Here is a 22,902-nt window from a genome sequence, read left to right as displayed (position 1 = left end):
TGTTGACCGGCGGGAAGAGCCACGGATAGCTTCGTTCTACGGATTGTTGATTCCGTAGAGCGGAAACCGGGAGGTTGTGGGATGGGTCACGGCCAGCAGGAGACGGCAGCGACGAGCCTCGCGGACGCCGTCGCCCAGGAGATCGGCGCCTCCCTCGCACCGGTCGACGCCGAACTCGACCGCCGCTACCCCGGCGACCCCGGCACCCGCCAGCCCGTCCACACCGTCTACGTCCCCGGCGACGCCTTCACCGCCGACACCGTCCGCTCCTGGGGCGACCGGGCCCTCGCCGCCCTCGACGAACACGCCCCCGACGCCGCGGCCCTCGCCGCCGTTCTCGGCCTCTCCGACGAACTCGCCGAACCCGTCCACGCGCGCGTGCGCGCCAAGCTGGAACGCGAGCCCGTCGAAGACCTGCGCGTCGACTTCGAGGACGGCTACGGCGTCCGCCCGGACGCCGAGGAGGACCGGGCCGCCGCCCGCGCCGCCCGGCTGATCGCCGAGGCCCACGCGGACGGTTCCGCCACCCCGTACGCGGGCATCCGCATGAAGTGCATGGAAGCCGCCGTCCGCGACCGCGGCATCCGCACCCTCGACGTCTTCCTCACCGCCCTGACCGAGGCCGGCCCACTGCCCGACGGACTGGTGCTGACCCTGCCGAAGGTGACCTACCCGGAGCAGGTCACCGCGATGGTCCGGCTCCTGGAGGCCTTCGAGAAGACGCGCGGCCTCGCCCCCGGCCGGCTCGGCTTCGAGATCCAGATCGAGACCAGCCAGGCCGTCCTCGCCACCGACGGCACCGCCACCGTCGCCCGCATGATCCAGGCCGCCGACGGCCGCGCCACCGGCCTGCACTACGGCACCTTCGACTACAGCGCCTGCCTCGGCGTCTCCGCCGCCCACCAGGCCAGCGACCACCCCGCCGCAGACCACGCCAAGGCGGTCATGCAGGTCGCCGCCGCGGGCACCGGCGTACGCGTCTCGGACGGCTCCACCAACGTCCTGCCCGTCGGCCCCACCGAACAGGTCCACGACGCCTGGCGGCTGCACTACGGCCTCACCCGCCGCGCCCTCGCCCGCGCCTACTACCAGGGCTGGGACATGCACCCCGGCCACCTCCCCACCCGCTACGCCGCCGTCTTCGCCTTCTACCGCGAGGGGTTCGCCCACGCCGCCGACCGGCTGGCCCGCTACGCGAACCGCACCGGCGGCGACGTCATGGACGAGCCGGCCACCGCCAAGGCCCTCAGCGGCTACCTGCTGCGCGGCCTGGACTGCGGCGCCCTCGACCCGGACGAGGTGACGGGGGCGACAGGACTGACCCGCGCCGCCCTGGAGGGCTTCGCGGCCCCGCGCAGGGGCGACCTGACGGCCTCCGCGCCGTAGGACGGCGGAGCGGCGGCGCTGAAGGCCGGCAGCTCGGCGGGGCCGCGCTCAGCGCGGGCTACTCCTCCGGAAAGGTGTACGGGGTGGTGATGATCTCCATCCCGTGACCCGCCGGATCCATGAAGTACAGGCCACGGCCGCCGTGATGGTGGTTGATCTCACCCGGCAGCTCGCGGTGCGGATCGGCGTAGTACGTGATCCCCGCCTGCCTGATCCGGTCGAACGCCGCGTCGAACTCCTCGTCGGAGACGAGGAACGCGTAGTGCTGCGTGACGATCGACTCCGCCGGGACGGTGGCGAAGTCCAGGGTGACGCCGTTGCTGGTGTCGACGGGGACGAACGGGCCCCAGGCGGTTCCGACCTCGAGTCCCAGGATGCGGGCGAGGAACTCGGCGGACTCCCGGTTGTCACGGGAGTGGACGATGGTGTGGTTGAGCTCGACTGACATGTGTGGAATGCCTCCGTAAGGCAAACTCACGGGCGCCTCCATGCCTCACCCGGACGGTGACCGACACGCGATGCCGTGAGATCACCCTAACGGAGCATCAGCCGCTCCGGCCGGGAATTCCGCCTCAGTCCGCCGGCGGCAGCTCGCCCGAGCCACGGGCCACGAGACGCGTCGGCAGCTCGATGCGTTCGGGGGTGACCAGGGTGCCGTCCAGCTGCCGGAAGAGACGCTCGGCGGCCGTGCGGCCGATGGCGGACGCGTCCTGGGCGACCACGGTGACGCCCGGCTGGAGCAGGTCCGCGAGCTCCAGGTCGTCGAAGGCGACCAGGGCGACCCGGCGCGTCCGTTCGGCGAGCACCCGGATCACGGTGACCGTCACCCGGTTGTTGCCCGAGAAGATCGCCGTGACCGGCTCAGGACCGGACAGCATCTCCTCGGCCGCCCGGCGCACCCGGCCCGGCTCGGTCGTCCCCAGGGACGTCCAGGCGGCCTCGACGGGTATCCCCGCGTCCTCCATCGCCGTCCGGTAGCCCCGCAGCCGCTCCGCGGCGGTGTGGATACGCGGCATGTCGCCGATGAACCCGATCCTGCGATGGCCGTGCGCGACGAGATGGGCGACCCCCTCCCGAGCGCCGCCGAAGTTGTCCGACAGCACGCAGTCGGCGTCGATGCGCCCCGCCGGCCGGTCGACGAACACTGTCGCCACGCCCGCCTTGATCTCCGGCTCCAGATACCGGTGGTCGTCCCCCGCGGGGATGACCAGCAGCCCGTCCACGCGGCGTGCGCACAGCGCCAGCGCCAACTCCTGCTCGCGGTCCGGGTCCTCGGCGCTGGAGCCGTTGATCAGCAGTGCGCCGTGAGCGCGGGCCACCTCCTCCACCGCGCGGCTGAGCGGCCCGTAGAACGGGTCGGCGAGATCCTCCAGGACCAGCCCGATGCTCGCGGTACGGCCCTTGCGGAGCACCCGCGCGCTGTCGTTGCGGCGGAAGCCGAGCGCGTCGATCGCCTCCTGGACGCGCCGCTCCGTCTCCGGCGTGACCCCCGGCTCGCCGTTCACCACGCGCGAGACGGTCTTCAGACCGACCCCCGCCCGCGCCGCCACGTCCTTCATCGTGGGACGGTTGCCGTAGCGAGTTCCGGCGATGCCGACTGCGCGGCGGGGCGTCTCTGGCACGATGCGGTGTCCTGTTCTGTTGTCCACGGGACGCGGGGGTCCCCGGGGTCCCTGGGGTCGTATGAGGATGTCATGAGGACGTGGCGTCGAGCATAGGGCCTGGACAACGTTGTCAGATGCGGGAGAGACTGTCCACCGCGCTGCCCGGCCCGCGCCCCCACCGCTGGACCGGCCGGCCGGAATCCCATGAAGCTCCATGGACATGACCCGTGAACGGGAATCTCCATGGATCCCGACGGTCGACGGGGGAGAACCGAGACTGATGCACACCGATCTCGTGGCAGCGCTGGACATAGGCGGCACCAAGATCGCCGGGGCGCTGGTGGACCGCGCCGGCGCGATCCTGGTCCGCGCCCAGCGGCCGACGCCCGCGCAGGAGGACGGCGACACCGTGATGCGGGCCGTCGAGGAGGTGCTCGGGGACCTGACGGCGTCGCCGCTGTGGGAACGCGCGCACGCCCTCGGCATCGGCAGCGCCGGCCCTGTGGACGCCTCCGCCGGCACCGTGAGCCCGGTCAACGTGCCCGGCTGGCGCGACTTCCCGCTCGTCGAACGGGTCCGCGCCGCGACCGGGGACCTGCCCGTCGAGCTGATCGGCGACGGCGTCGCGATCACGGCCGCCGAACACTGGCAGGGCGCGGCCCGCGGCCACGACGACGCGCTGTGCATGGTGGTCTCCACCGGCGTCGGCGGCGGCCTGGTGCTCAACGGCCGACTGCACCCCGGCCCCACCGGGAACGCCGGTCACATCGGTCACATCAGCGTCGACCTCGACGGCGACCCGTGCCCCTGCGGGGCGCGCGGCTGCGTGGAACGGATCGCCAGCGGCCCCAACATCGCCCGCCGCGCCCTGGAGAACGGCTGGCGGCCGGGCCCCGACGGAGACGTCTCGGCGGTCGCGGTGGCTGCCGCCGCGCGCGCGGGCGACCCGGTCGCGGTGGCCTCCTTCGAGCGCGCCGCCCGGGCGCTGGCCGCCGGCATCGCCGCCACCGCGACCCTCGTCGAGATCGACATCGCGGTGATCGGCGGAGGCGTCGGCAAGGCGGGCGACGTGCTCCTGACGCCCCTGCGCAAGGCGCTGGCCGACTACGCCACGCTCTCCTTCGTCCAGCGGCTGACCGTGGTGCCCGCGCAGATGGGCACGGACGCGGGGCTGGTCGGCGCGGCCGCGGCGGCACTGGCGAGCGGGTCTGAGGTGACGGCGGCGGGGGTGTGAGCGGGTGCGGGCGGCGGGTGCGGGCCGATGGCGGAACGTTTCGTCGGGTGCGGGCGCACCGGGCGGCCCACGCGCCGCTCGCGGTCTTCTCGGGCCGACGCGTGACTTCACGGCGGCTGCGTAGTTGATCCGGGCATGAAGAAGCGCAGCATGCTCGCCATCGCCTCCCTCGCCACCGGCTTCGTCGTCGCGGCGATCACCCCCTCGCACGGCCTGGGCGGTGAGGAACTCGACGGTCTGAACGTCGGCGACACCCTCAGCACCCTCGACCACACCATCGCCAGCGACAGCCTCGCCGTGGAGGAGGGCGCCCTCGGCGACGGCGCTCTCGGCGACGGCGCTCTCGGCGACGGCCGCTGACGGATTCCGTACGAGGGCATGGCGCCGGTCCCCAGCGTGCGGGGGCCGGCGCCACGGCGTCACGCGCCCTCAACGGGAGATGGTTTCCGTGGCAGGGTGGAGCGGGCAAGCCACAGGGGGCCAACAGAAGAGGGGGACACGTGACCGTCGTCTGGATCAACGGCGCGTTCGGTGCGGGGAAGACCACCACCGCACGGGAACTGATCGACCTGATCCCGAACAGCACGCTCTTCGACCCCGAGGTCATCGGCGCGGCGCTCCCGCAGCTGCTGCCGGCCAAACGCCTCGCCGAGGTCGGCGACTTCCAGGACCTGCCGATCTGGCGCCGGCTCGTCATCGACACCGTCGCCGCGCTGCTCGGTGAGCTCGGCGGCACCCTCGTCGTCCCCATGACCCTGCTCCGCCAGGAGTACCGCGACGAGATCTTCGGCGGTCTCGCCGCCCGCCGCATCCCCGTCCGGCATGTGCTTCTGGCCCCGGCTGAAACGATCCTGCGCGAGCGAATAGCGGGGCGGGACGTCCCGCCCGACCTCCCCGACGGCGAGATGCGCGTACGGCAGTGGTCCTACGACCACATCGAGCCCTACCGCGCCGCCCTCGCCTCCTGGCTCACCGCCGACGCCCACATCGTCGACACAGGCGCCCTCACCCCGTACGAGACCGCCGTCCGCGTCGCGGAGGCCGTCAGCGGCGGCGCCGCGTCCGCCTGCGACATCGTGCAGACCCCCGAGCCCACCGCCGAGACCCTGGCCGCCGGCGTGCTGCTCTTCGACGAACACGACCGGGTGCTCCTCGTCGACCCGACCTACAAACCCGGCTGGGAGTTCCCCGGCGGCGTCGTGGAACCGGGCGAGGCGCCGGCACGCGCCGGGATGCGCGAGGTCCGTGAGGAGACCGGCGTCCTGCTGGACGAGGTGCCCAGACTGCTCGTCGTCGACTGGGAACGCCCCACGCCCCCCGGCTACGGCGGACTGCGCCTCCTCTTCGACGGCGGCCCCCTCGACCCCGCCGCCGTCGCGGGCCTGCTGCTCCCCGGCCCCGAACTGCGTGCCTGGCGCTTCGTCACCGAGGAGGAGGCGGCCCACCTGCTGCCCCCGGTCCGCTACGAACGTCTGCGGTGGGCGCTGCGCGCACGTGAGCGGGGGGCCGCGCTGTATCTGGAGGCCGGCGTCCCCGTCGGGTGACGGGGCGCGCGGGACGTCCCTACGCAGGCGGTGCGGCTGCCGCTCACAGGCGGTGCGGTACTGCCGCCGCCCGCTGCATGATCCCCGTCTTCAGCGCGAGGCCCGGTACTTGTCCGCCGCCTCGCGCAGGACAGTCGTGGCGTCCGCGGTCACCGGGCTGCCGTGGCCGAAGCAGGCGACGGCCGTGTCGAGGGCGACCAGTCGGTGCAGGGCGGCGTCGACCAGGGAGCTGTCGAGGTTGAACACACCGGGCATGACCGTTCCGTCGACGGGTGAGGCGGCGATCGTGTCACCCGTGAACAGCACGCCCTGGTGGGGGAGATGGAGCGCGATGCTTCCGTCGGTGTGGCCCGGCACGTGCACCACGTGCGCGCCGTCACCGAAGGCGAGCACGTCTCCGTCGGCCAACTCCGTGATCCGCGCGGGGCGTTCGAAGTCCCCCTCGGGGAGCTGCCGCAGGGCTGCGGCGTGCAGGGGGCGTTCCCAGTCCCGCAACACCGGCGGCGGCGTGGGGACTTCGCGGCGCAGCACGGCCGCGTCCGCGGAGTGGGCCAGCACCTCGGCCCCGGACAGGGCGGCGAACTCGGCCGCGCCGCCCGCATGGTCCTCGTGGAAGTGGGTGAGCACCACCCGCCGTACGGCCCGCGGAGAGTGCCCCAGGGCCGTGATCGCGTCCGCGATCGCCCGGCCGGAGCCGGCCGGACCGGCGTCGACCAGGGTCAACTCCTCGCCGTCACGCCACAGATAGGCCTGGCCGACCGGGAAACGGAGGAGATGGAGACGGGGGAGGATGAGACGGGGGAGGAGCTCGACTGCGTCCATGGGACGACCGTAGAGAGGGCCCCGCCGGATGGGCGAGGCCCTCTGCCGAGGGCAGAGCGGACGGCTCGGGGCGAGGGGGTAGCTCAGTTCGCCGCGTACGTGCGCAGGAACAGGGCCTCCGCGACCGACAGGCGCTCCAACTCCTCAGGGGAGACGCTCTCGTTGACCGCGTGGATCTGCGCCTCCGGCTCGCTCAGCCCGATGAGGAGGATCTCCGCGCGCGGGTAGAGCGCCGCGAGCGTGTTGCACAGCGGGATCGAGCCGCCCTGGCCGGCGTACTGCATCTCCTGGCCGGGGTAGGCCACCGCCATCGCCTCGGCCATCGCCGCGTACGCCGGGCTCGTGGTGTCCGCGCTGAACGGCTGCCCCTGCCCGATCTGCTCGGTCCGTACGCGCGCGCCCCACGGCGTGTGCGCCTCCAGATGGGCCTGGAGCAGCTTGGTCGCCTCGGCCGCGTCCACGCCCGGCGGCACCCGCAGACTGATCAGCGCGCGGGCGCTCGCCTGCACCGACGGGGTCGCCCCGACCACCGGCGGGCAGTCGATGCCGAGGACGGTCACCGCCGGCCGCGCCCAGATACGGTCGGCGACGGTGCCCGAGCCGATCAGCCCGACGCCGTCCAGGACCTTGGCGTCCTGGCGGAACTGCTCCTCCTCGTACTGGAGGCCCTCCCACGGCGCGCCGTCCGTCAGACCGTCGACGGTCGTCGAACCGTCCTCGGCGCGCAGCGAGTCCAGGACGCGGATCAGCGCGCCGAGCGCGTCGGGGGCCGCCCCGCCGAACTGGCCGGAGTGCAGGTTCCCCGCCAGCGTGTCGATCTTCACCCGCACCATGGTCATCCCGCGCAGGGTGGAGGTGACGGTGGGCAGGCCGACCCGGAAGTTGCCCGCGTCGCCGATGACGATCGTGTCGGCGGCCAGCAGCTCGGGGTGCTGCTCGGCGTACCGCTCCAGACCGCCCGTGCCCTGCTCCTCCGAGCCCTCGACGATCACCTTCACGTTCACCGGGATCCCGCCGTTGGCCTTGAGGGCGCGCAGCGCGAGCAGATGCATGATGAAGCCGCCCTTGCAGTCGGCGGCGCCGCGCCCGAACCAGCGGCCGTCGCGCTCGGTCAGCTCGAACGGCGGAGTGATCCAGCCGGCCTCGTCCAGCGGCGGCTGCACGTCGTAGTGGGCGTAGAGCAGGACGGTCTTCGCGCCCTCGGGACCGGGCAGGAAGCCGTACACGGACTGTGTGCCGTCCGGGGTGTCCAGCAGCGCCACGTCCTGGAAGCCCTCGACACGCAGGGCGGCCGTGATCCAGTTCGCGGCGGCCTCGCTCTCGCTCCTCGGGAACCGGTCGAAGTCCGCCACCGACCTGAACGCCACCAGTTCGGTGAGTTCCGCCTTCGCCCGGGGCATCAGAGAGGCGACGGTCTCGGCGACCGGATTCGACGACATGGGCACGCTCCTCGTGGGTGCGACGTTGTACCTGTGGGTGCCGTCGATCCTCCCACAGCGGACGGCGGCGATCTCCGCCGTAGGATGCGTGGGACAGGTGCGGCAAGCGGCTTGATCGGGAGCAGTAGACCATCGTGAGCAGCGAGAACTCTTCGGCGGACGACGTGCGGCAGGTGTGGGACGTCGTCGTGGTGGGCGCGGGACCCGCGGGGGCTTCGGCCGCCTACGCGGCGGCGGTCACAGGGCGGCGCGTGCTGTTGCTGGAGAAGGCGGAGCTGCCCCGCTACAAGACGTGCGGCGGCGGCATCATCGGACCTTCCCGCGACGCGCTGCCCCCGGGCTTCGAGCTGCCCTTCCGGGACCGGGTGCACGCGGTGACCTTCTCCCACAACGGGCGCTTCGCGCGTACGCGCCGCTCCCGGCAGATGCTGTTCGGGCTGATCAACCGGCCCGAGTTCGACCAGCAGCTCGTCGAGCACGCCCAGAAGGCGGGCGCGGAGCTGCGTACGGGCGTCACCGTGCAGCGCGTCGAGCAGCACGGCTCGGCGGTGCCGGACCGGCGCACGGTCGCGGTCGTCCTCCAGGGCGGCGAGACGGTGCTGGCGCGGGCGGTCGTCGGCGCGGACGGCAGCGCGAGCCGCATAGGAGCGCACGTCGGGGTGAAGCTCGACCAGGTGGATCTCGGCCTGGAGGCGGAGATCCCGGTGCCGGAGACCGTCGCGGAGGACTGGAAGGGGCGGGTGCTCATCGACTGGGGCCCGATGCCCGGCAGTTACGGCTGGGTGTTCCCCAAGGGCGACACGCTGACGGTCGGGGTGATCTCGGCGCGCGGCGAAGGCGCGGCCACCAAGCGGTACTTGGAGGACTTCATCGGGCGGCTGGGCCTCGCCGGCTTCGAACCGAGCATCTCCTCCGGTCACTTGACCCGCTGCCGTGCCGACGACTCCCCGCTCTCACGCGGGCGCGTGCTGGTCTGCGGGGACGCGGCCGGCCTGCTGGAGCCGTGGACCCGCGAGGGCATCTCCTTCGCGCTGCGCTCGGGCCGGCTCGCCGGCGAGTGGGCGGTGCGCATCGCGGAGGCGCACGACGCCGTCGACACCCGCCGCCAGGCCCTGAACTACGCCTTCGCCGTCAAGGCGGGCCTCGGGGTGGAGATGAGCGTCGGCAAGCGGATGCTCGCCGCCTTCGAGCGCCGTCCCGGCCTCTTCCACGCGGCGCTCACCGGCATCCGGCCGGCGTGGCGTGCGTTCACGGACATCACCCGCGGCCGGACCACGCTGGGCGAGCTGGTGCGCTCGCACCCGATGGCCCAGCGTGCGCTGAACGCGATGGACCGCCGGATGGGGACGGGCGGGACGGCTGGGACGGGCGGGTCGGGTGGGTCGCCGGAGGCCTGAGGGGGGCGGTGGCCGAGGCGCGCGGGCCGCGGATCACGGGCGGGCGTCGACCGTGATCCGGAACACCGGGTGGTCGCCCGCCGCCGCGGTGATCTCCTCGTCGGTGGACTTGGCGGTCACCCCGTCGAAGTACTGATTGACCTCCCAACCCCACTTCTCCAGATAGGCCCGCAGGATCGGGAGCTTCTCCTCGTCCGGAACCTCCACCGCGGAGAACGCGCGGACCTTGCGCCCCACGCGCAGCTCACCGCCCCCGGCGACGCGCATGTTGCGCACCCACTGCGAGTGGCCACGGGCCGAGACCAGGTACCGGACGCCCCCGTGGGTGTGCGGGTTGACCGGGATGCGCTGCATCCGGCCGCTCTTTCGGCCCCGTACGGACATCTCCGCCGTGCCGGCGATGCTCAGCCCGTGCCGGGCCAGCCAGCCGACGACGCTGTTGAAGCGGGTGTTGAGCGGGCTGCTCTGGATGTAGTACGGCGACGACATGGTGACCCCCAGGCGGTTGAGAGAGCGGTGCTCTCGCTTTCCTTGTGAGCAGTCTGCATCAGATCGGTGTTCCATTGCAAGAGCAGTGCTCTCTTTTTAGTTCGCTGCTCTCGAACATGTGCACTGCTCTGCTTTCGTGCGACACTGCCCGCCATGAGCAACACCGCACAAGGGGCCCGCGCCCGCGCCCGGATCGAAGTCACCGCCGCCATCAAGGACGAGGCCCGCCGCCAGCTCGCGGCCGAGGGCGCCGCCAAGCTCTCCCTGCGCGCCGTGGCCCGCGCGCTCGGCATGGTGTCCTCCGCGCTGTACCGGTACTTCCCGAGCCGCGACGACCTCCTCACCGCGCTCATCATCGACGCCTACGACTCGCTCGGGGAGAGCGCCGAGACCGCCCACGCCGCCGTCGCGGACGCCGACCCCGTCCTGCGCTGGGTCACGGTCTGCGAAGCGGCGCGCGGCTGGGCGCTGGCGCATCCGCACGAGTACGCGCTGATCTACGGCTCGCCGGTGCCCGGCTACAGCGCGCCCGACACGACCGTCCCCGCCGCCTCCCGGGTGGGCCTCCTCCTCATCGCCATCGTGCGCGACGCCCGCCTGCGCGCCGGCGGGACCGAGCTGCCGCCGCTGCCGGACGACCTGCGCGCCGAGGCCGAACGCATGGCCGCCGACTTCGCCTCCGACCTCCCCCCGGAGACCGTCGCCGTGCTGATCGCGTCCTGGTCCGAGCTGTTCGGGCTGATCGGCTTCGAGGTGTTCGGGCAGTTCCACCGGCTGGTGGAGGACCGGGAGCCGTTCTTCCGGCACGCGGCTACCCGTCTCGCCCACGGCGTGGGCTTGCGCTGATCCCGTCGAGGGCCAGGGCCCGGCAGGTCGGCGTCGGGCGGTCGGTGTAGTCGGCGACATGGCCCTCGTACAGGACGGTTTCGCCGTGCCGGCCGGGTCCCGGGCCGAGGTCGATCAGCCAGTCCGCCCGGCGGACGACGTCGAGATCGTGCTCGATGACGACGACCGTCTGGCCCTGCTCGACGAGGCTGTCCAGGACGTGCAGGAGCGGGTCGACGTCGTCGCGGTGCAGCCCGGTCGTCGGCTCGTCGAGCACGTACGTCGTCGACTGCGCGGCCTGTCTCGACGGTCCCGTCTGCCCTGATGGCCGCGTCTGCCCCGACGGCCCTGTCTGCCTCGACGGCCGCGACGCCCCCAACTCCTCGGCGATCTTCACCCGTTGGGACTCGCCTCCGGACAGCGAGTTCAGGGACTGGCCGAGGCGCAGGTATCCCCTGCCCGCACGGCTGCGTCCCTGGGCGAGTTCTCTCCGGGCCGGGCTGGAGACGAGCCCTCAGTGGGCTCCCCGGGTCACCGCCGAGCGGCTTGCCGTCGTCGCCGAGGCCGTCGCGCGCCGAGAGACGATCACCTTCGTGTACACCGACGCCCGGGGCGAGCGGACGGGCCGGCGGGTGGAGCCCTGCCGACTGGTCCACCATCTGCTGCGCTGGTACCTGCTCGGCTGGGACTGCCGGCGGGAGGACTGGCGGGTGTTCCGCTTCGACCGGCTCGACGACCTCTTGCCCACCGGCGTCCACCACACGCCCCGGCCGTTTCCCGCCGAGTCGGCGACGGACTATCTGCGCCAGGGGCTCCACAAGGACAGGGAGCCGGTCCAACTCCTGGTCGAGGCATCGGCCGTGGACGTCGTCGACGCCCTGAAGTTCCAGGACGCCCAGGTCCACTCCGAGGACGACCGGCACACCCGTGTGGGCCTCGCGGTGGGCTCGTGGCAGTGGCTGGTGCTCCAGCTGGCGTTCCTGGACGCCGACTTCCGCATCCTCGCCGGAACACGGTTCGCCCGAGACTGCCGCGCCTTCGGCGAACGCCTGCTGGCCGCGACCTCGGAAGACGAGGGCCAGCCGCAGACCCGAGGAGCTGAGGAAACCCGCCCGCCGACCGGGCCGCCCAACTGACCCTTCCGGTCTACGAGTCGGGGTGGGTGGGGCCGGGCGTCGCCCCCTCGGGACGGAACCGGACGAGCACGCTCACCACCCGGACCACGAACACCAAGGGCGCGAGCACATACCCCGTGCGGATCAGCAACGTCTCCACGGTGGAGGGGAGTTGGAACAGCAGCGCCGGCCCGGCCACCGCCCCGAACAGCACCGCCGCCGCGAACGCCGCGCTGAACAGCGCGTACCCGATCTCGACGGTGATCGCGTCCCGCCGCTCCTGCCTGCGCCGTCCCCCGTACTCGTTCATCCCCCGAGTCAAACAGGCGTGTGCCCGGCGGAGCAACCAGCCCCGCCGGGCACACACCGGAGGCGTCCCCCTAGTCACGGACCGGAACAGGCTCCGCTTCCGCCTCCTGCACAGTGGACTTGACGACCAGCACCGACTGCTGGGGCCGGCGGGTGCGCAGGCCCGTCAGGCTGGTCAGGAGGCCCAGCGCGGCGACCGCGGTGACCACCGCAAGGCCGGGCCGGTAACTGTCCAGGACCGCCTGCGGGGTGGGGGCGTCCGGCGCGCCCGCGGTGACCACCGCCGTCACCACGGCGAGGAAGATCGCCCCGCCCACCTGCACGGAGGTGTTCAACAGGCCCGAGACCATGCCCTGTTCGTGGTCCGGCACCCCGTTCGTCGCCTGGATGTTGAGCGAGGGGAAGACCAGCGCGCAGGCCGCGCCGATGAGCAGCATGCTGGGCAGGATCACGGCCGCGTACACCGGGTCCAGGTCGACGCGCAGGAACAGCGCGTACCCGGCGACCATGAGCGCGAAGCCCGCCGCGATCAGCCGCGGGGTGCCGAAACGGTCCACGATCGAGCCCACCTTGGTCGACGAGAGCGCCACCAGCGCGCCCGCCGGCAGGAACGCGAGCGCCGTGTGCAGCGCCGACCAGCCCAGCAGCGTCTGCATGTACAGGGTGGCCAGGAACTGGAAGCCGACGTACGACCCGAAGAACGTCATCGCGCCGAGCTGCGCGCGGACCTGGCTGCCGGAGCGCAGCACACCGAGCCGGACCAGCGGGCCGGGCGAGCGCCGTTCGACGAGGACGAACACGGTCAGCAGGACGGCGACGGCGAGGAAGGACAGCAGCGTACGGGCGGACGCCCAGCCGACCTCCGGCGCCTGGACGACGGTGAACACCAGCAGCAGCATCGACGCGGTGCCGAGGACGGCGCCGGGGACGTCGTAGCCGTTGTGTCCCCGCTCGCGTGCGCTGCGCGGCAGCAGCTTCAGGCCGGCGACCAGGGCCACGAGGGCGATCGGCGCGGGCAGCAGCATGGTGAGGCGCCAACTGGCCTCGGTCAGCAGGCCGGAGAGGACCAGGCCCATGGAGAAGCCGGTGGCGGCGCAGGTGGTGTAGATGGAGAGCGCGCGGTTGCGCAGCGGGCCCTCCGGGAACGTCGTCGTGATGATGGACAGGCCCGCCGGGGCGGTGAAGGCCGCGCTCAGGCCCTTGATGAACCGGCTGGCGATCAGCAGCGGACCGGAGTCCACCAGGCCGCCGAGCAGCGAGGCGAGCGCGAAGACGCCGAGGGCGACCAGGAAGACCTGGCGGCGGCCCAGCAGGTCGGCCGCACGGCCGCCGAGCAGGAGCAGGCCGCCGTATCCCAGGATGTAGCCGCTGACGATCCATTGCAGCGTCGAGGTGGAGAGGCCGAGGTCGGACCCGATGGACGGCAGGGCGACGCCGACCATCGACACGTCCAGCGCGTCCAGGAACATCGCGGCGCAGAGCACCAGCAGGGTGCCCCACAGGCGCGGCGTCCAGCGCACCTCCGGGAGGTGGGACGCGGGGGAGGGGAGCGGAGAGGTCATGCCGCAGACACTACATGCGCGTGCATGGAATGCAAACGCATTTAATTCTGATGCAATGAATGCCGTTCTCTGCTACGGTGCGGGCCATGGCGGCGGACAAGGCCGAGCAGGCGCTCGTGGCACAGTGGCGGGACATGCTGGCGCTGCACGCGCGTACCCAGTGCGAGTTGGACCGGGCGCTGTATCAACACGGCTTGTGCGGCAGTGACTTCGAGGTGCTCGACGTCCTCGCCGCAACTGCGGCGGCCGATGCCTGTGCCTTCCGCGTCCAGGAGATCGCCGACCGCGTCCACCTCAGTCAGAGCGCGCTCTCGCGGCTGATCGCCCGACTGGAGAAGGACGGCCTCGTCGAGCGCGAGATGTGCCCGGAGGACCGCAGGGGAGTCCGGGTGGCCCTCACCGGGAAGGGGCGCGCGCTGCACGACGAGGTGCTGCCGGTGCAACGGGCGGTGCTGCACAGGATGTTGCCGGACCGGCAGGGCTGACCGGGTCGGCACGCTCCCTGTATCGCGGATGGCCGAAACGGTACGGCCGCACGGCGCTGAGTGCTCCAACTGGACTGAGTCGAGGACCGGTTCGCCTAGGTTGGGTTACCGATCATCAACTTACGCGCGCAGGAGGCCCAGTCGTGTCGGAACCCGCACCCCACAGCACCGCCGCCGTCGACGCCCTCGGCCGGATCGACACGTCCAAGCCGCACTCGGCCCGGTTCTGGAACTACTTCGTCGGCGGCAAGGACAACTACGAGGTCGACCGGGAGATCGGCGACCACATCAAGGAGATCTTCCCCGGTCTCGTCGACGTGGCCGTCACCAGCCGGCACTTCCTCGGCCGCGCGGTCCGTCATCTCGCCGTCGAGCAGGGCATCCGGCAGTTCCTGGACGTCGGCACCGGCCTGCCGACCGCCGACAACACCCACGAGGTCGCCCAGCGCGCGGCACCGGACGCCCGGATCGTCTACGTCGACAACGACCCCATCGTGCTCGCCCACGCCAACGCCCTGCTCACCAGCACCCCCGAGGGCCGGACCGCCTACCTCGACGCCGACCTGTACCGGCCGGAGTCCGTCCTCGAAGCCGCCCGCGAGACCCTCGACCTCTCCCGGCCCGTGGCCCTGATGATCCTCAACACCCTCGGCCACGTCGCCGACCACGAGCAGGCCCGCGATCTGGTGCGCCGGCTCATGGCCGGTCTCCCGTCGGGCAGTTATCTGGTGATCAGCGACAGCACCGCCACGAGTGAGGGCATGATCGCCGCGTCCGAGGCGTACAACGCCAGTGGCGCGGTGCCGTACTACGTCCGTGAAGTGGAGGAGATCGCCGGGTTCTTCGACGGTCTCGAACTCGTCGAACCGGGTGTCGTCCGCGTTCCCGAGTGGCGGCCCGAGGCGGGCGATCAGGCCAAGTCGGCCGAAGGCGTGGACGCTTACTGCGCGGTAGGCCGCAAGAAGTAGCCAACGTCCGGGAACGTACAGCGGCAGGGTGTGCGGCTTCTTCGGCCCCCGCAGCGGGCAGTACACGGTCAGCGCCACCGTTGTCCGCCGCTCGCCGGCGGAGGAGTCCGCCGTCCCCACGGCCCCCGAACGGGCCGGCATCCGCCCCACTCGGGTGCCGGTCCTCTCGGGGGCGACGACCGTCCGGAGCGAGGCCGGCCGAGAAGCACGCCGGTCAGCAGGCCTCCGGCCGGGCGAGCACGGTCCGCAGAACCTGCTTCAACTCCGCCTCCGCGTACGGCGATTCATACGATGACCGCCAGGCCACGTACCCGTCGGGCCGTACGAGCAGCGCGCCCTGTGGGCCCAGCCCGTGCGGCTCGGTCAGGTCCGCGTCCAGGTGGTAGACCTCGACGGGCGCGGCCAGTTCCCGCGCGGCGCGGTGGGCGGCCGCGGCCCACGCGTCGCCGCTCGGGCCGACCAGCACGACGAGGTCGGTCCCGTAGAGATCGAGGGTGGAGAGGGGCGTCTCTGGGTCCTGCGTCACGAAGACGTGCGGGGCGCGGGCGCCGGGGACGCCGTTCACCTCGTCCGGAGCGAGGAGCCGGGCGGGCGGGGCACCGGGCGCAGCGGCGGAGTGGTAGACGCCGCCGTGGGTGAGCGCGTCCGGATCGAGGAGCGGTTCGTCGTCCGCGTACCCGGGCAGCCGCCAGCGGGCGCGCCCGCGCAGATACGCCTGGCGCATGTTGCGCTCGGCCACGGGCCGCCGTTCGTCCTCGTACGTCGACAGGAGCCCCGGGCCCGCCGTGCCGCGCAGGACGAAGGCCAGCTTCCAGGCGAGGTTGTGGGCGTCCTCCATGGCGGTGAGGCCGCCCAGACTGCCGGTCGGGGGCATCAGATGGGCCGCGTCGCCGGCGAGGAACACCCGTCCCGCGCGGAAGTGTTCGGCGACGCGTGCCCCGAGCGGGAAGGTGAAGACGCGGGGCGCGCCGGGGACCTGTTCGAGCAACTCGACGTCGAGAGCGGGCAGTCCGGTCGCCGCCCGCAGCCAGGCCGCCGGTTCCTCGGGCGCGCCCTCGGCCACCGCGGTGCCGAAGAACCAGTGCAGACCGCTGCCGTCGAGCGGTCCGAGGACCGTTCCGGGCGTCGGCCGGTCGAGGTAGGCCATGCCGATCTCCCGGCCGCGCAGCGCAGGGGCGAGGTCGGCGCGCACATGCGTGGTGGCCATGCGGAACAGCACCCCGGGGCCGTGCGAGGCGATGCCGAGCCGCTTGCGGACCCCGCTGGACGCCCCGTCCGCCGCGATCAGATAGTCCGCCCGGACGCTCTCCTCGGCGCCGTCCGGGGCGCGCAGGCGCGCGGTGACACCGTCGTCGTCCTGCGTGAAGCCCGTCAGCGCGGTGTCGAAGAGCACCTCGGCGTCCTGCTTGCGCAGCCGTTCGACCAGCAGCGTCTCCAGCTCGTCCTGGCCGAGCGGGACGAACGGGCACGGCGACGACGAGGCCAGGCCGGCGTCGGCCCCCGGATCGCCCAGCACCTCGTGCTCGTCGGCCAGCGTGCGGGCGCGCACCGAGACCAGCCGCTCGGCCGCCGCCCCCGGCGGGCACACCGCGAGGATGTCCTGCTCCAGGCCCGCCTGCCGGTACAGCTCCAGGGCCCGCGGCGACAGGCCGCGCAGCCTGGGGTGCGGGAGGACGCCGCCGCGGCGCTCCACGACGGTCACGGGCACGCCGTGCAGGGTCAGGAACAGCGCCGTCGTCAGCCCGGTCAGTGAGCCGCCCGCCACGAGGACGGGAACCTGTCGCATGAACCGCCTTCCTTCCGGGACGCGGGCGCGGACGCGGACGCCGGGCCCCATCGGCCTACACCGAGCGGGAGCGCCGAACCGCCCGCCCCCGGAGTGGAGCGACGGCCCGGCGCCCGCCTCGTCAGTGCTTCTGCATGTACCACGGAGGCCACAGGCGCTGGTCCCGCGAGGGCGCCGCCGCCTTCGGCGGGTTCACGTTCTCCGCCTTGGCCAGCCTCTTCTTGAGCTGCTCGGTCATGGTTCACCTCCTTCTCGCAGGCAGGAGGAACCCGCGGCCGGACCGACCGCGGAGACCAGGGGTGCTCAGGCCGCCACGAGGATGCCCCGCTCGACCAGATCCGCCAGACAGGTCCGCGCCTGCTCCAACGCCGTGTCGTGCGGCACCTGCCCGGCGACCGCCTCGGCGTACTCGGCGGCGATCCGTTCCCCGGGCGTGCCCTCGCTCAGCTCGAACAGATACCAGCCCGCCAGGTTCAGCCAGTGCACCTTGGGCCGCTCCGGCGTGAACACGATCAGGCAGCCGGCCGCCTCCACGGGACGCGTGCGCAGTCCCCGCGCCTTGGCGTAGCGGACGTCGTCAGACATGCACGGCCCCCTCCACACGGTCCACGGCGGCGAGCAGCCACTCCACGAACTCCCGACCGAAGTCGGTGAGTTCGCCCTCCCCGTGCTTGAGGATCTGCTCGCCGAGATAGCGGGCGCGGTCGGCGCCGAAGCGGTACAGGGACGGCGGGTCCTCCGCCTCCGGCGGGCCGAACCGCTCCAGCAGCTCCGGGGTGAGCCGGGTGCGCAGCGCCTGCCGGAACGGGACCAGGTGGGCGTAGACGTGGAAGGCGCCCAGGGCGCGGTCCAGGGCCCATTCGTTGGGCGCGACCATCGACGCCCACTTCAGCCAGGGCACCTTCACCTTGGGGCCGTCGCCCAGCCGTTCGGGAGCGGTGAAGATGCTCGCCGAGCGCTGGATGTCGAACAGCTTCAGATGCAGGCCCTCGTGCAGGGCCGTCTCGGCGAACCGCCAGGGGCGAGCCATCCGGTTGGGCGAGAAGAACACCACGCCGGGGATCCGTCCCACGTTCCCGGCGAGGAACGTCTCGCCCTCGGTCCGCACGTCGACGACGCCCACGCCGACGTAGTGCGCGCCGACGCTCGTCGCCAGCTCGGGCAGCAGCGCGTGCAGGGCGGCGAAACCGGTGTCCAGCCGGTCCGCGTGCTCCTGCGTGGGACGGAGCAGGTCGCCGGGGACGCCGCGCAGGAAGTCGCGGACGAAGGTGTCCTGGAAGGTGCGGGTCAGCGGCTCGGTGCTGCCCTCGCCGACGCCGCACAGCCAGGCCGTCCGCTCCGGCGAGACCCGCACGACGCGCCCCTCGCCGAGACCGGCCCCGGTCGGCGGGGCGTGGACGCCGTGGGCGGCGAGAGCGTCGGCGACCAGCCGGAGCATGGTCGTGACCTCGCTCCACGCGGCTTCGTCGACGTGGCCCTGCTCGATCCGCGAGACGGCCTCGTCCAGGGTGACGCGGACGAGGGGGTCCTCGGCGACCGCGACGGGTATCCGGCCGTCACCGTCGCGGATGCCGGCCGTGAGCCGGTCCACGGTGGGCGACCGCTCGGCGAGCAGGTCGACGGCGAAGCGGTAGAACTCCACCGCCTTGAGCGTGATGAGCGGGGCATCGCTGAACTCGGGGTGTGAGGCAAGCGCACGTTCTACGGAGACGAGGTCGTCGTCTGGGACGGACACGGAACCTCCTCGGTGAAAGGCTCGGCCGACGAGGCAACATCCAAAGCCGGGGCCGTGACACGGGTCAAGAGGGGTGATTCGAGGGCGAGTCGGTGAATGGCCGGTTCCGGTGGGGCGGCCCGTCACCGCGGCGGCGACGTGCTCCTTCCCGCAGGCGGCTCACGTCGAGGACGAGCTGAACAGCCCCGCCCGCGCAGATGACCGGATCATGGCCCTCACCCGCCCGGGCACCACCGCCGAGGTGAGCGAGCACGGTCGCCGGGATGCGGCTCACCCGCGCTTGACGGCCTTCAGCACCACGAACTTCGGGTCGCCGGCGACCAGTTGACTGTTGCCGAACAGCCGCCGCAGCTTGACGTGGTAGCCGAGATGCCGGTTGCCCACCACCCACAGCTCGCCGCCCGGCCGCAGCGCGCGCCGCGCCCCCGTGAACATCCGCCACGCCGTCGCGTCCGTCGTGGCCTGGTGGGAGTGGAACGGCGGATTGTTCAGCACGAGGTCCACGCTGCCGTCCGGCACCCCCGCGAGCCCGTCGCCGACCCTGAACTCGGCGTGCCCCGGCACCCCGTTGGCCTTGAACGTCGCCTCCGCCGAGGCCACCGCCTGGAACGACTCGTCCGTGAACAGCACTTCGGCCTGCGGATTGGCCAGCGCCACCGCCGTCCCCACGATGCCGTTGCCGCACCCCAGGTCGACGACCCGCCGATCGCCGTGCGTCGGGGGCAGATGGCTCAGGAAGAACCGGGTGCCGATGTCGAGCCGGTCGGCGCAGAACACGCCCGCGTGGTTGACGACGGGACGGCCGGACAGCGGGCCGATCCCGTCGGGGAGGTCGTAGTGGTACGGCCAGGGGTTGGCCGAGCGTCCCGAATCCCGCTGCGACTCCCGCTCCGGCTCCCCATTCGACTCCCGCTCCGACTCCCGATTCGGCGACGGTTCAGGGGTGCAGAAGATCAGCCGGGCCTTCTGCCGGGCGAGCGAGGTCCGGGTGGGGCCGAGGATCCGCTCGAACAGCTGGAGCGTCGAGGTGTGGATCTCCTTCACCATGCCGGCGCCCACGACGACCGTCCCCGCGTGCAACGAGGGTGCCAGGCGCAGGAGTTGATCCTCCAGCAGGGCGAGGCTCTTCGGTACGCGCACCAGCAGCACGTCGATCCGCTCGGGCACCGGGTCCTGGGTGGTGAGCAGCCGGACCGCGCCGGGCGCGACACCGTTGCGGGCGAGGTTCGCCCGGGTGGCCTCCTGCCCCAGCCAGGAGTCGGTGATCTGGGCCGGCGAGGAGTCGGCCGCCCCCGCCGGCCGGTGCGCCGCGAGCGCCGTGACCAGCGCGCCCCAGCGGTCGCCGAGCACGACGACCGTCCCGGTCAGCGGGGTCTCCCGCTCGGCGAGATGCCGCAGCAGGTAGGCGTCGGAGGCGTCCCAGGCGCGCAGCGGGTCGCGCGGATCCTCGGGGTGGCGGGCCAGCGCGAGCTCGCCCCATGGCGTCGTCATACGGTCGTCCATCGTGCGTCAAGGCTAACCGAGCCGCAGCTCAGACCCCGTGGGGGAGGCCGGGGAAGAGGGGGTGGTGGGGGAGGATGGGGGGATGGACACGGAGCTGTTTCCCCGTGAGCGCGCCCTGATCGCGCCGGGCGCGGTGCACGTGCCCGACTGGCTCGGCCCCGCCCGCCAGCGCGAGCTGCTCGTCGCCTGTCGCGAGTGGGCCAGGCCGCCCGCCGGATTGCGCACGGTCCGCACACCCGGCGGCGGCACCATGACCGCCCGCCAGGTCTGCCTGGGCTGGCACTGGTACCCGTACGCCTACTCCCGCACGGTCGTCGACGGCGACGGCGCGCCCGTGAAGCCCTTCCCGGCCTGGCTCGGCGAACTGGGCCGGCGCGCGCTGGCCGACGCGCTGGGGCCGCAGGCCGGCGGGGCGGCGGAGTACGACATCGCGCTGATCAACTTCTACGACGGCGACGCCCGGATGGGCATGCACCGCGACGCGGACGAGACCTCCGACGCGCCCGTGGTCTCCCTCAGCCTCGGCGACACCTGCGTCTTCCGCTTCGGCAACACCGAGACGCGCACCCGGCCCTACACCGACGTCGAGCTGCGCAGCGGCGACCTGTTCGTCTTCGGCGGGCCGTCCCGGCTCGCCCACCACGGGGTGCCGAGGGTGTTCTCGGGGACGGCACCCGCCCATCTGGGGCTGAGCGGACGACTCAACGTGACGCTGCGGGTCAGCGGGTTCCCGGCCGCCGACTGACGCCTGCTGACGCCGAGGTGATGCCCGCTGACGCCCCGGGGACACCGTCCGGAGGCCGAGGCGACACCGGCTGACGCGGAGGCGACGGCAGACGCGGGGGAGCGGCAGACGTAGCGGATCATGGGAGGATCGCCCTCATGAGCGGCAAGGCGGACCCCCGGCAGGCGGGGGAAGGGACCACCTCGAGGGCGCGGCTGGACCGGGGGCGCGGTGCGCTCGGACCCGCGTTGGAGCTCGTGCACACCGGGCGGGCTCCCACCCGCGCGGTGCTCACCGCGGAACTCGGCGTCACGCGCGCCACGGCCGGCGCGGTCGCCGCCGAGCTGGAGGCGCTCGGCCTGATCCGGGTCGACGCCCGCCCCGGCGCCGCCGCGGGATCGCAGGGCCGCCCCTCGCACCGGCTCGCCCTCGCGGACGAGGGGCCGGTGGCCCTGGCGGCGCAGGTGCACGCCGACGGGTTCCGTGCGGCGCTGGTCGGCCTGGGCGGCCGTATCGTCGCGACGACTCCCAGCTGTGAGGCCGTGGCCGCCGATCCGGCCAAGGTGCTCGGCGCCGCCGTGGACGCCGGGGCCGAACTGCTGCGCCGGACGGGCCGCCGCTGTGTGGGCGCGGGGCTGGCCGTGCCGTCGGCGGTCACCGAGCCCGAGGGCCTGGCCCTGAACCCCCTGCACATCGCCTGGCCGGCGGGCGCGCCGGTGCGGGAGGTGTTCGCCGAGCGGGTCCGTGCCGCCGGCGTCACCGGTCCCGCGTTCGCCGCGAACGACGTCAACCTCGCCGCCCTCGCCGAACACCGGCACGGCGCCGGACGCGGCGCCCGCGACCTGCTGTGCGTGGCCACCGGGCACCGTGGCGTCGGCGGCGCGCTGGTGCTCGACGGCCGTCTGCACACGGGGAGTTCGGGGCTCGCCCTCGAAGTCGGGCACCTCACCGTCAACCCCGAGGGCCGCCCCTGCCACTGCGGCAGCCGCGGCTGCCTGGACGTCGAGGCGGATCCGCTGGCCCTCCTCACGACCGCCGGGCGCGACCCCGGCCCCGAGGGCTCCCTGCTCCAGCAGGCCAACGACCTCATCCGCGAGGAGTACACCGACCCCGCGGTCCGCATCGCGACCGAGGCCCTCATCGACCGGCTGGGCCTGGGCCTCGCCGGGCTGGTCAACATCCTGAACCCCGACCGCATCATCCTCGGCGGCCTGCACCGCACCCTCCTGGACGCCGACCCCGAACGCCTCCGCGCGGTCGTCGCGGACCGCGGCCTCTGGGGCCGCAGCGGCGGCGTCCCCATCCTCGCGTGCTCCCTGGACCACAACAGCCTCGTCGGCGCGGCGGAGTTGGCCTGGCAGCCGGTACTGGACGATCCGCTGGAGGCGCTGGCCGGGGTCTGACGCATCGGTACACCGATGACAGATATCGACGTTCCTATTGGATCGCCGATGTCCGGTGAACCTATCGTCGAAGACGTCGCCGACCGGCGGCACCCGCGGACTCCCGAAGGGGACACCCCGATGACCACGCAGAACGCGATCGACTGGCCCGAGAAGTACCTGCCCGGCACCCGCGACAACTTCGTCTCCAACGAGGTGATCGTCCAGGGCCTCACCGCCGCCCGGGTCTGGAGCTACCTGGTCGACACTTCCGAGTGGGAGGGCTACTACGACAACGTCGCCGACATCTCGTTCCCGAACGGCGGCGGCCCCGAGGAGCGGCTCGACGTGCTGCACGCCTGGCTGGTCGAGGACCTTCCCGGCGGCCGGGTCCGCATCCTCACCCAGGAGACCCAGCTCGGCGAGCCCGCCGCCGCCCTCGCGAACGAGCGCTCGAACCCGATGCTCGACGGCCACCAGGCCTGGCTAGACGGACTGGTCCGCGCCGCTTCGAAGTGACCCTTCGAAGTGACCCGGACGGTCCCGCACCGTCACCGTTCGTGACAGCTCCCCCAATGGTTCAGGAAGTTGAC

General features: G+C 72.9%; 24 protein-coding genes. 12 read left to right on the top strand and 12 right to left on the bottom strand.

Annotation, left to right across the window (positions count from 1 at the left end; all coding sequences use genetic code 11):
- Positions 1-81: 81 nt before the first annotated feature.
- A complete protein-coding gene (locus ACFYX4_RS34430) occupies positions 82-1,386 on the top strand; it encodes a DUF6986 family protein (RefSeq protein WP_389341900.1) in 1,305 nt (434 codons plus the stop codon).
- Positions 1,387-1,444: 58 nt separating this feature from the next.
- Here ACFYX4_RS34430 and ACFYX4_RS34425 read toward each other — a convergent pair whose 3' ends face one another.
- Together ACFYX4_RS34425 and ACFYX4_RS34420 are read right to left on the bottom strand one after the other, a co-directional pair.
- On the bottom strand, positions 1,445-1,834 hold the full coding sequence (locus tag ACFYX4_RS34425) for a VOC family protein (RefSeq protein ID WP_389341897.1): 390 nt from the start codon (positions 1,832-1,834) through the stop codon (positions 1,445-1,447).
- Positions 1,835-1,958: 124 nt separating this feature from the next.
- The gene (locus ACFYX4_RS34420; protein ID WP_389341894.1) at positions 1,959-3,008 is read right to left on the bottom strand and encodes a LacI family DNA-binding transcriptional regulator; all 1,050 of its coding nucleotides are present in this window, start codon (positions 3,006-3,008) and stop codon (positions 1,959-1,961) included.
- A 262-nt stretch (positions 3,009-3,270) separates the two neighbouring features.
- On the opposite strand from ACFYX4_RS34420, the gene ACFYX4_RS34415 reads away from it, so the two are divergent.
- The 3 genes from ACFYX4_RS34415 (at position 3,271) to ACFYX4_RS34405 (ending at position 5,768) form a co-directional block, all read left to right on the top strand.
- Entirely contained in the window at positions 3,271-4,224 is a 954-nt protein-coding gene (locus ACFYX4_RS34415) for an ROK family protein (protein ID WP_389341891.1), read from the top strand.
- A 135-nt stretch (positions 4,225-4,359) separates the two neighbouring features.
- Positions 4,360-4,584, top strand: a complete 225-nt coding sequence (locus tag ACFYX4_RS34410; RefSeq protein ID WP_389341888.1) for a hypothetical protein — start codon at positions 4,360-4,362, stop codon at positions 4,582-4,584.
- A 140-nt stretch (positions 4,585-4,724) separates the two neighbouring features.
- Positions 4,725-5,768, top strand: coding sequence for an NUDIX domain-containing protein (locus ACFYX4_RS34405; protein WP_389341885.1), 1,044 nt, complete (start codon positions 4,725-4,727; stop codon positions 5,766-5,768).
- 90 nt (positions 5,769-5,858) lie between these two features.
- Here ACFYX4_RS34405 and ACFYX4_RS34400 read toward each other — a convergent pair whose 3' ends face one another.
- Positions 5,859-6,590: an MBL fold metallo-hydrolase gene (locus ACFYX4_RS34400; RefSeq protein ID WP_389341882.1), complete on the bottom strand. Its 732-nt coding sequence runs from the start codon at positions 6,588-6,590 to the stop codon at positions 5,859-5,861.
- An 83-nt stretch (positions 6,591-6,673) separates the two neighbouring features.
- Positions 6,674-8,029 carry a dipeptidase gene (locus tag ACFYX4_RS34395; protein WP_389341879.1) on the bottom strand — a complete coding sequence of 452 codons (1,356 nt, stop codon included), beginning with the start codon at positions 8,027-8,029 and terminating at the stop codon, positions 6,674-6,676.
- Between the two features lie 134 nt (positions 8,030-8,163).
- On the opposite strand from ACFYX4_RS34395, the gene ACFYX4_RS34390 reads away from it, so the two are divergent.
- Positions 8,164-9,426 (top strand): geranylgeranyl reductase family protein, encoded by a 1,263-nt coding sequence (locus ACFYX4_RS34390; RefSeq protein ID WP_389341876.1) that lies wholly within the window; start codon positions 8,164-8,166, stop codon positions 9,424-9,426.
- A gap of 33 nt (positions 9,427-9,459) precedes the next feature.
- On the opposite strand, the gene ACFYX4_RS34385 is transcribed toward ACFYX4_RS34390, so the two are convergent.
- On the bottom strand, positions 9,460-9,915 hold the full coding sequence (locus tag ACFYX4_RS34385; RefSeq protein ID WP_389341873.1) for a nitroreductase/quinone reductase family protein: 456 nt from the start codon (positions 9,913-9,915) through the stop codon (positions 9,460-9,462).
- A gap of 153 nt (positions 9,916-10,068) precedes the next feature.
- Between ACFYX4_RS34385 and ACFYX4_RS34380 the strand changes: the two genes are divergently transcribed.
- Positions 10,069-10,761: a TetR/AcrR family transcriptional regulator gene (locus ACFYX4_RS34380; RefSeq protein ID WP_389341870.1), complete on the top strand. Its 693-nt coding sequence runs from the start codon at positions 10,069-10,071 to the stop codon at positions 10,759-10,761.
- Here ACFYX4_RS34380 and ACFYX4_RS34375 read toward each other — a convergent pair.
- Positions 10,727-11,017, bottom strand: a complete 291-nt coding sequence (locus ACFYX4_RS34375; protein ID WP_389342118.1) for a hypothetical protein — start codon at positions 11,015-11,017, stop codon at positions 10,727-10,729. The two genes, ACFYX4_RS34380 and ACFYX4_RS34375, sit on opposite strands and share 35 nt — an antisense overlap.
- Between ACFYX4_RS34375 and ACFYX4_RS34370 the strand changes: the two genes are divergently transcribed.
- A complete protein-coding gene (locus tag ACFYX4_RS34370) occupies positions 10,917-11,876 on the top strand; it encodes a helix-turn-helix transcriptional regulator (protein ID WP_389341867.1) in 960 nt (319 codons plus the stop codon). The two genes, ACFYX4_RS34375 and ACFYX4_RS34370, sit on opposite strands and share 101 nt — an antisense overlap.
- Positions 11,877-11,886: 10 nt before the next feature.
- Here ACFYX4_RS34370 and ACFYX4_RS34365 read toward each other — a convergent pair whose 3' ends face one another.
- Together ACFYX4_RS34365 and ACFYX4_RS34360 are read right to left on the bottom strand one after the other, a co-directional pair.
- Positions 11,887-12,165: a DUF6332 family protein gene (locus ACFYX4_RS34365; protein WP_389341864.1), complete on the bottom strand. Its 279-nt coding sequence runs from the start codon at positions 12,163-12,165 to the stop codon at positions 11,887-11,889.
- A 70-nt stretch (positions 12,166-12,235) separates the two neighbouring features.
- The gene (locus tag ACFYX4_RS34360; protein WP_389341861.1) at positions 12,236-13,726 is read right to left on the bottom strand and encodes an MFS transporter; all 1,491 of its coding nucleotides are present in this window, start codon (positions 13,724-13,726) and stop codon (positions 12,236-12,238) included.
- A gap of 86 nt (positions 13,727-13,812) precedes the next feature.
- On the opposite strand from ACFYX4_RS34360, the gene ACFYX4_RS34355 reads away from it, so the two are divergent.
- Both ACFYX4_RS34355 and ACFYX4_RS34350 read left to right on the top strand, forming a co-directional pair.
- Positions 13,813-14,211, top strand: a complete 399-nt coding sequence (locus tag ACFYX4_RS34355) for a MarR family winged helix-turn-helix transcriptional regulator (RefSeq protein ID WP_389341858.1) — start codon at positions 13,813-13,815, stop codon at positions 14,209-14,211.
- A 143-nt stretch (positions 14,212-14,354) separates the two neighbouring features.
- Entirely contained in the window at positions 14,355-15,179 is an 825-nt protein-coding gene (locus ACFYX4_RS34350; RefSeq protein WP_389341855.1) for an SAM-dependent methyltransferase, read from the top strand.
- 214 nt (positions 15,180-15,393) lie between these two features.
- Here the strand turns inward: ACFYX4_RS34350 and ACFYX4_RS34345 are convergent, their stop codons facing one another.
- The 4 genes from ACFYX4_RS34345 to ACFYX4_RS34330 all read right to left on the bottom strand — a co-directional run bounded on the left by ACFYX4_RS34345 (position 15,394) and on the right by ACFYX4_RS34330 (position 20,191).
- Positions 15,394-16,965, bottom strand: a complete 1,572-nt coding sequence (locus ACFYX4_RS34345) for an FAD-dependent monooxygenase (protein ID WP_389341852.1) — start codon at positions 16,963-16,965, stop codon at positions 15,394-15,396.
- Positions 16,966-17,268: 303 nt separating this feature from the next.
- Positions 17,269-17,550, bottom strand: coding sequence for a hypothetical protein (locus ACFYX4_RS34340; protein ID WP_389341849.1), 282 nt, complete (start codon positions 17,548-17,550; stop codon positions 17,269-17,271).
- On the bottom strand, positions 17,543-18,700 hold the full coding sequence (locus tag ACFYX4_RS34335; RefSeq protein WP_389341845.1) for an aKG-HExxH-type peptide beta-hydroxylase: 1,158 nt from the start codon (positions 18,698-18,700) through the stop codon (positions 17,543-17,545). Before ACFYX4_RS34335 ends, ACFYX4_RS34340 begins: the two co-directional genes overlap by 8 nt.
- Positions 18,701-18,970: 270 nt before the next feature.
- Positions 18,971-20,191: a methyltransferase gene (locus ACFYX4_RS34330; protein WP_389341842.1), complete on the bottom strand. Its 1,221-nt coding sequence runs from the start codon at positions 20,189-20,191 to the stop codon at positions 18,971-18,973.
- 94 nt (positions 20,192-20,285) lie between these two features.
- Here ACFYX4_RS34330 and ACFYX4_RS34325 point away from each other — a divergent pair, with 94 nt between their 5' ends.
- The 3 genes from ACFYX4_RS34325 to ACFYX4_RS34315 all read left to right on the top strand — a co-directional run bounded on the left by ACFYX4_RS34325 (position 20,286) and on the right by ACFYX4_RS34315 (position 22,828).
- Positions 20,286-20,948 (top strand): alpha-ketoglutarate-dependent dioxygenase AlkB family protein, encoded by a 663-nt coding sequence (locus ACFYX4_RS34325; RefSeq protein WP_389341839.1) that lies wholly within the window; start codon positions 20,286-20,288, stop codon positions 20,946-20,948.
- 137 nt (positions 20,949-21,085) lie between these two features.
- Positions 21,086-22,330, top strand: a complete 1,245-nt coding sequence (locus ACFYX4_RS34320) for an ROK family protein (RefSeq protein ID WP_389341836.1) — start codon at positions 21,086-21,088, stop codon at positions 22,328-22,330.
- Between the two features lie 120 nt (positions 22,331-22,450).
- Complete coding sequence (locus ACFYX4_RS34315) at positions 22,451-22,828, top strand: SRPBCC domain-containing protein (RefSeq protein ID WP_389341833.1); 378 nt, start codon at positions 22,451-22,453, stop codon at positions 22,826-22,828.
- Positions 22,829-22,902: the final 74 nt, after the last annotated feature.

This window comes from Streptomyces sp. NPDC002328, assembly GCF_042890065.1.
Lineage (GTDB): Bacteria > Actinomycetota > Actinomycetes > Streptomycetales > Streptomycetaceae > Streptomyces.
The sequence above is the reverse complement of the archived record's forward strand: the minus strand, read 5'-3'. Positions and strand labels throughout refer to the sequence as shown.

Coding starts and splice junctions, on each gene's coding strand:
- ACFYX4_RS34430 (WP_389341900.1), top strand. CDS start 82: ATGGGTCACGGCCAGCAGGAGACGGCAGCGACGAGCCTCGCGGACGCC.
- ACFYX4_RS34425 (WP_389341897.1), bottom strand. CDS start 1,834: ATGTCAGTCGAGCTCAACCACACCATCGTCCACTCCCGTGACAACCGG.
- ACFYX4_RS34415 (WP_389341891.1), top strand. CDS start 3,271: ATGCACACCGATCTCGTGGCAGCGCTGGACATAGGCGGCACCAAGATC.
- ACFYX4_RS34410 (WP_389341888.1), top strand. CDS start 4,360: ATGAAGAAGCGCAGCATGCTCGCCATCGCCTCCCTCGCCACCGGCTTC.
- ACFYX4_RS34400 (WP_389341882.1), bottom strand. CDS start 6,590: ATGGACGCAGTCGAGCTCCTCCCCCGTCTCATCCTCCCCCGTCTCCAT.
- ACFYX4_RS34395 (WP_389341879.1), bottom strand. CDS start 8,029: ATGTCGTCGAATCCGGTCGCCGAGACCGTCGCCTCTCTGATGCCCCGG.
- ACFYX4_RS34385 (WP_389341873.1), bottom strand. CDS start 9,915: ATGTCGTCGCCGTACTACATCCAGAGCAGCCCGCTCAACACCCGCTTC.
- ACFYX4_RS34380 (WP_389341870.1), top strand. CDS start 10,069: ATGAGCAACACCGCACAAGGGGCCCGCGCCCGCGCCCGGATCGAAGTC.
- ACFYX4_RS34370 (WP_389341867.1), top strand. CDS start 10,917: ATGACGACGACCGTCTGGCCCTGCTCGACGAGGCTGTCCAGGACGTGC.
- ACFYX4_RS34365 (WP_389341864.1), bottom strand. CDS start 12,165: ATGAACGAGTACGGGGGACGGCGCAGGCAGGAGCGGCGGGACGCGATC.
- ACFYX4_RS34360 (WP_389341861.1), bottom strand. CDS start 13,726: ATGACCTCTCCGCTCCCCTCCCCCGCGTCCCACCTCCCGGAGGTGCGC.
- ACFYX4_RS34355 (WP_389341858.1), top strand. CDS start 13,813: ATGGCGGCGGACAAGGCCGAGCAGGCGCTCGTGGCACAGTGGCGGGAC.
- ACFYX4_RS34345 (WP_389341852.1), bottom strand. CDS start 16,965: ATGCGACAGGTTCCCGTCCTCGTGGCGGGCGGCTCACTGACCGGGCTG.
- ACFYX4_RS34340 (WP_389341849.1), bottom strand. CDS start 17,550: ATGTCTGACGACGTCCGCTACGCCAAGGCGCGGGGACTGCGCACGCGT.
- ACFYX4_RS34330 (WP_389341842.1), bottom strand. CDS start 20,191: ATGACGACGCCATGGGGCGAGCTCGCGCTGGCCCGCCACCCCGAGGAT.
- ACFYX4_RS34325 (WP_389341839.1), top strand. CDS start 20,286: ATGGACACGGAGCTGTTTCCCCGTGAGCGCGCCCTGATCGCGCCGGGC.
- ACFYX4_RS34320 (WP_389341836.1), top strand. CDS start 21,086: ATGAGCGGCAAGGCGGACCCCCGGCAGGCGGGGGAAGGGACCACCTCG.
- ACFYX4_RS34315 (WP_389341833.1), top strand. CDS start 22,451: ATGACCACGCAGAACGCGATCGACTGGCCCGAGAAGTACCTGCCCGGC.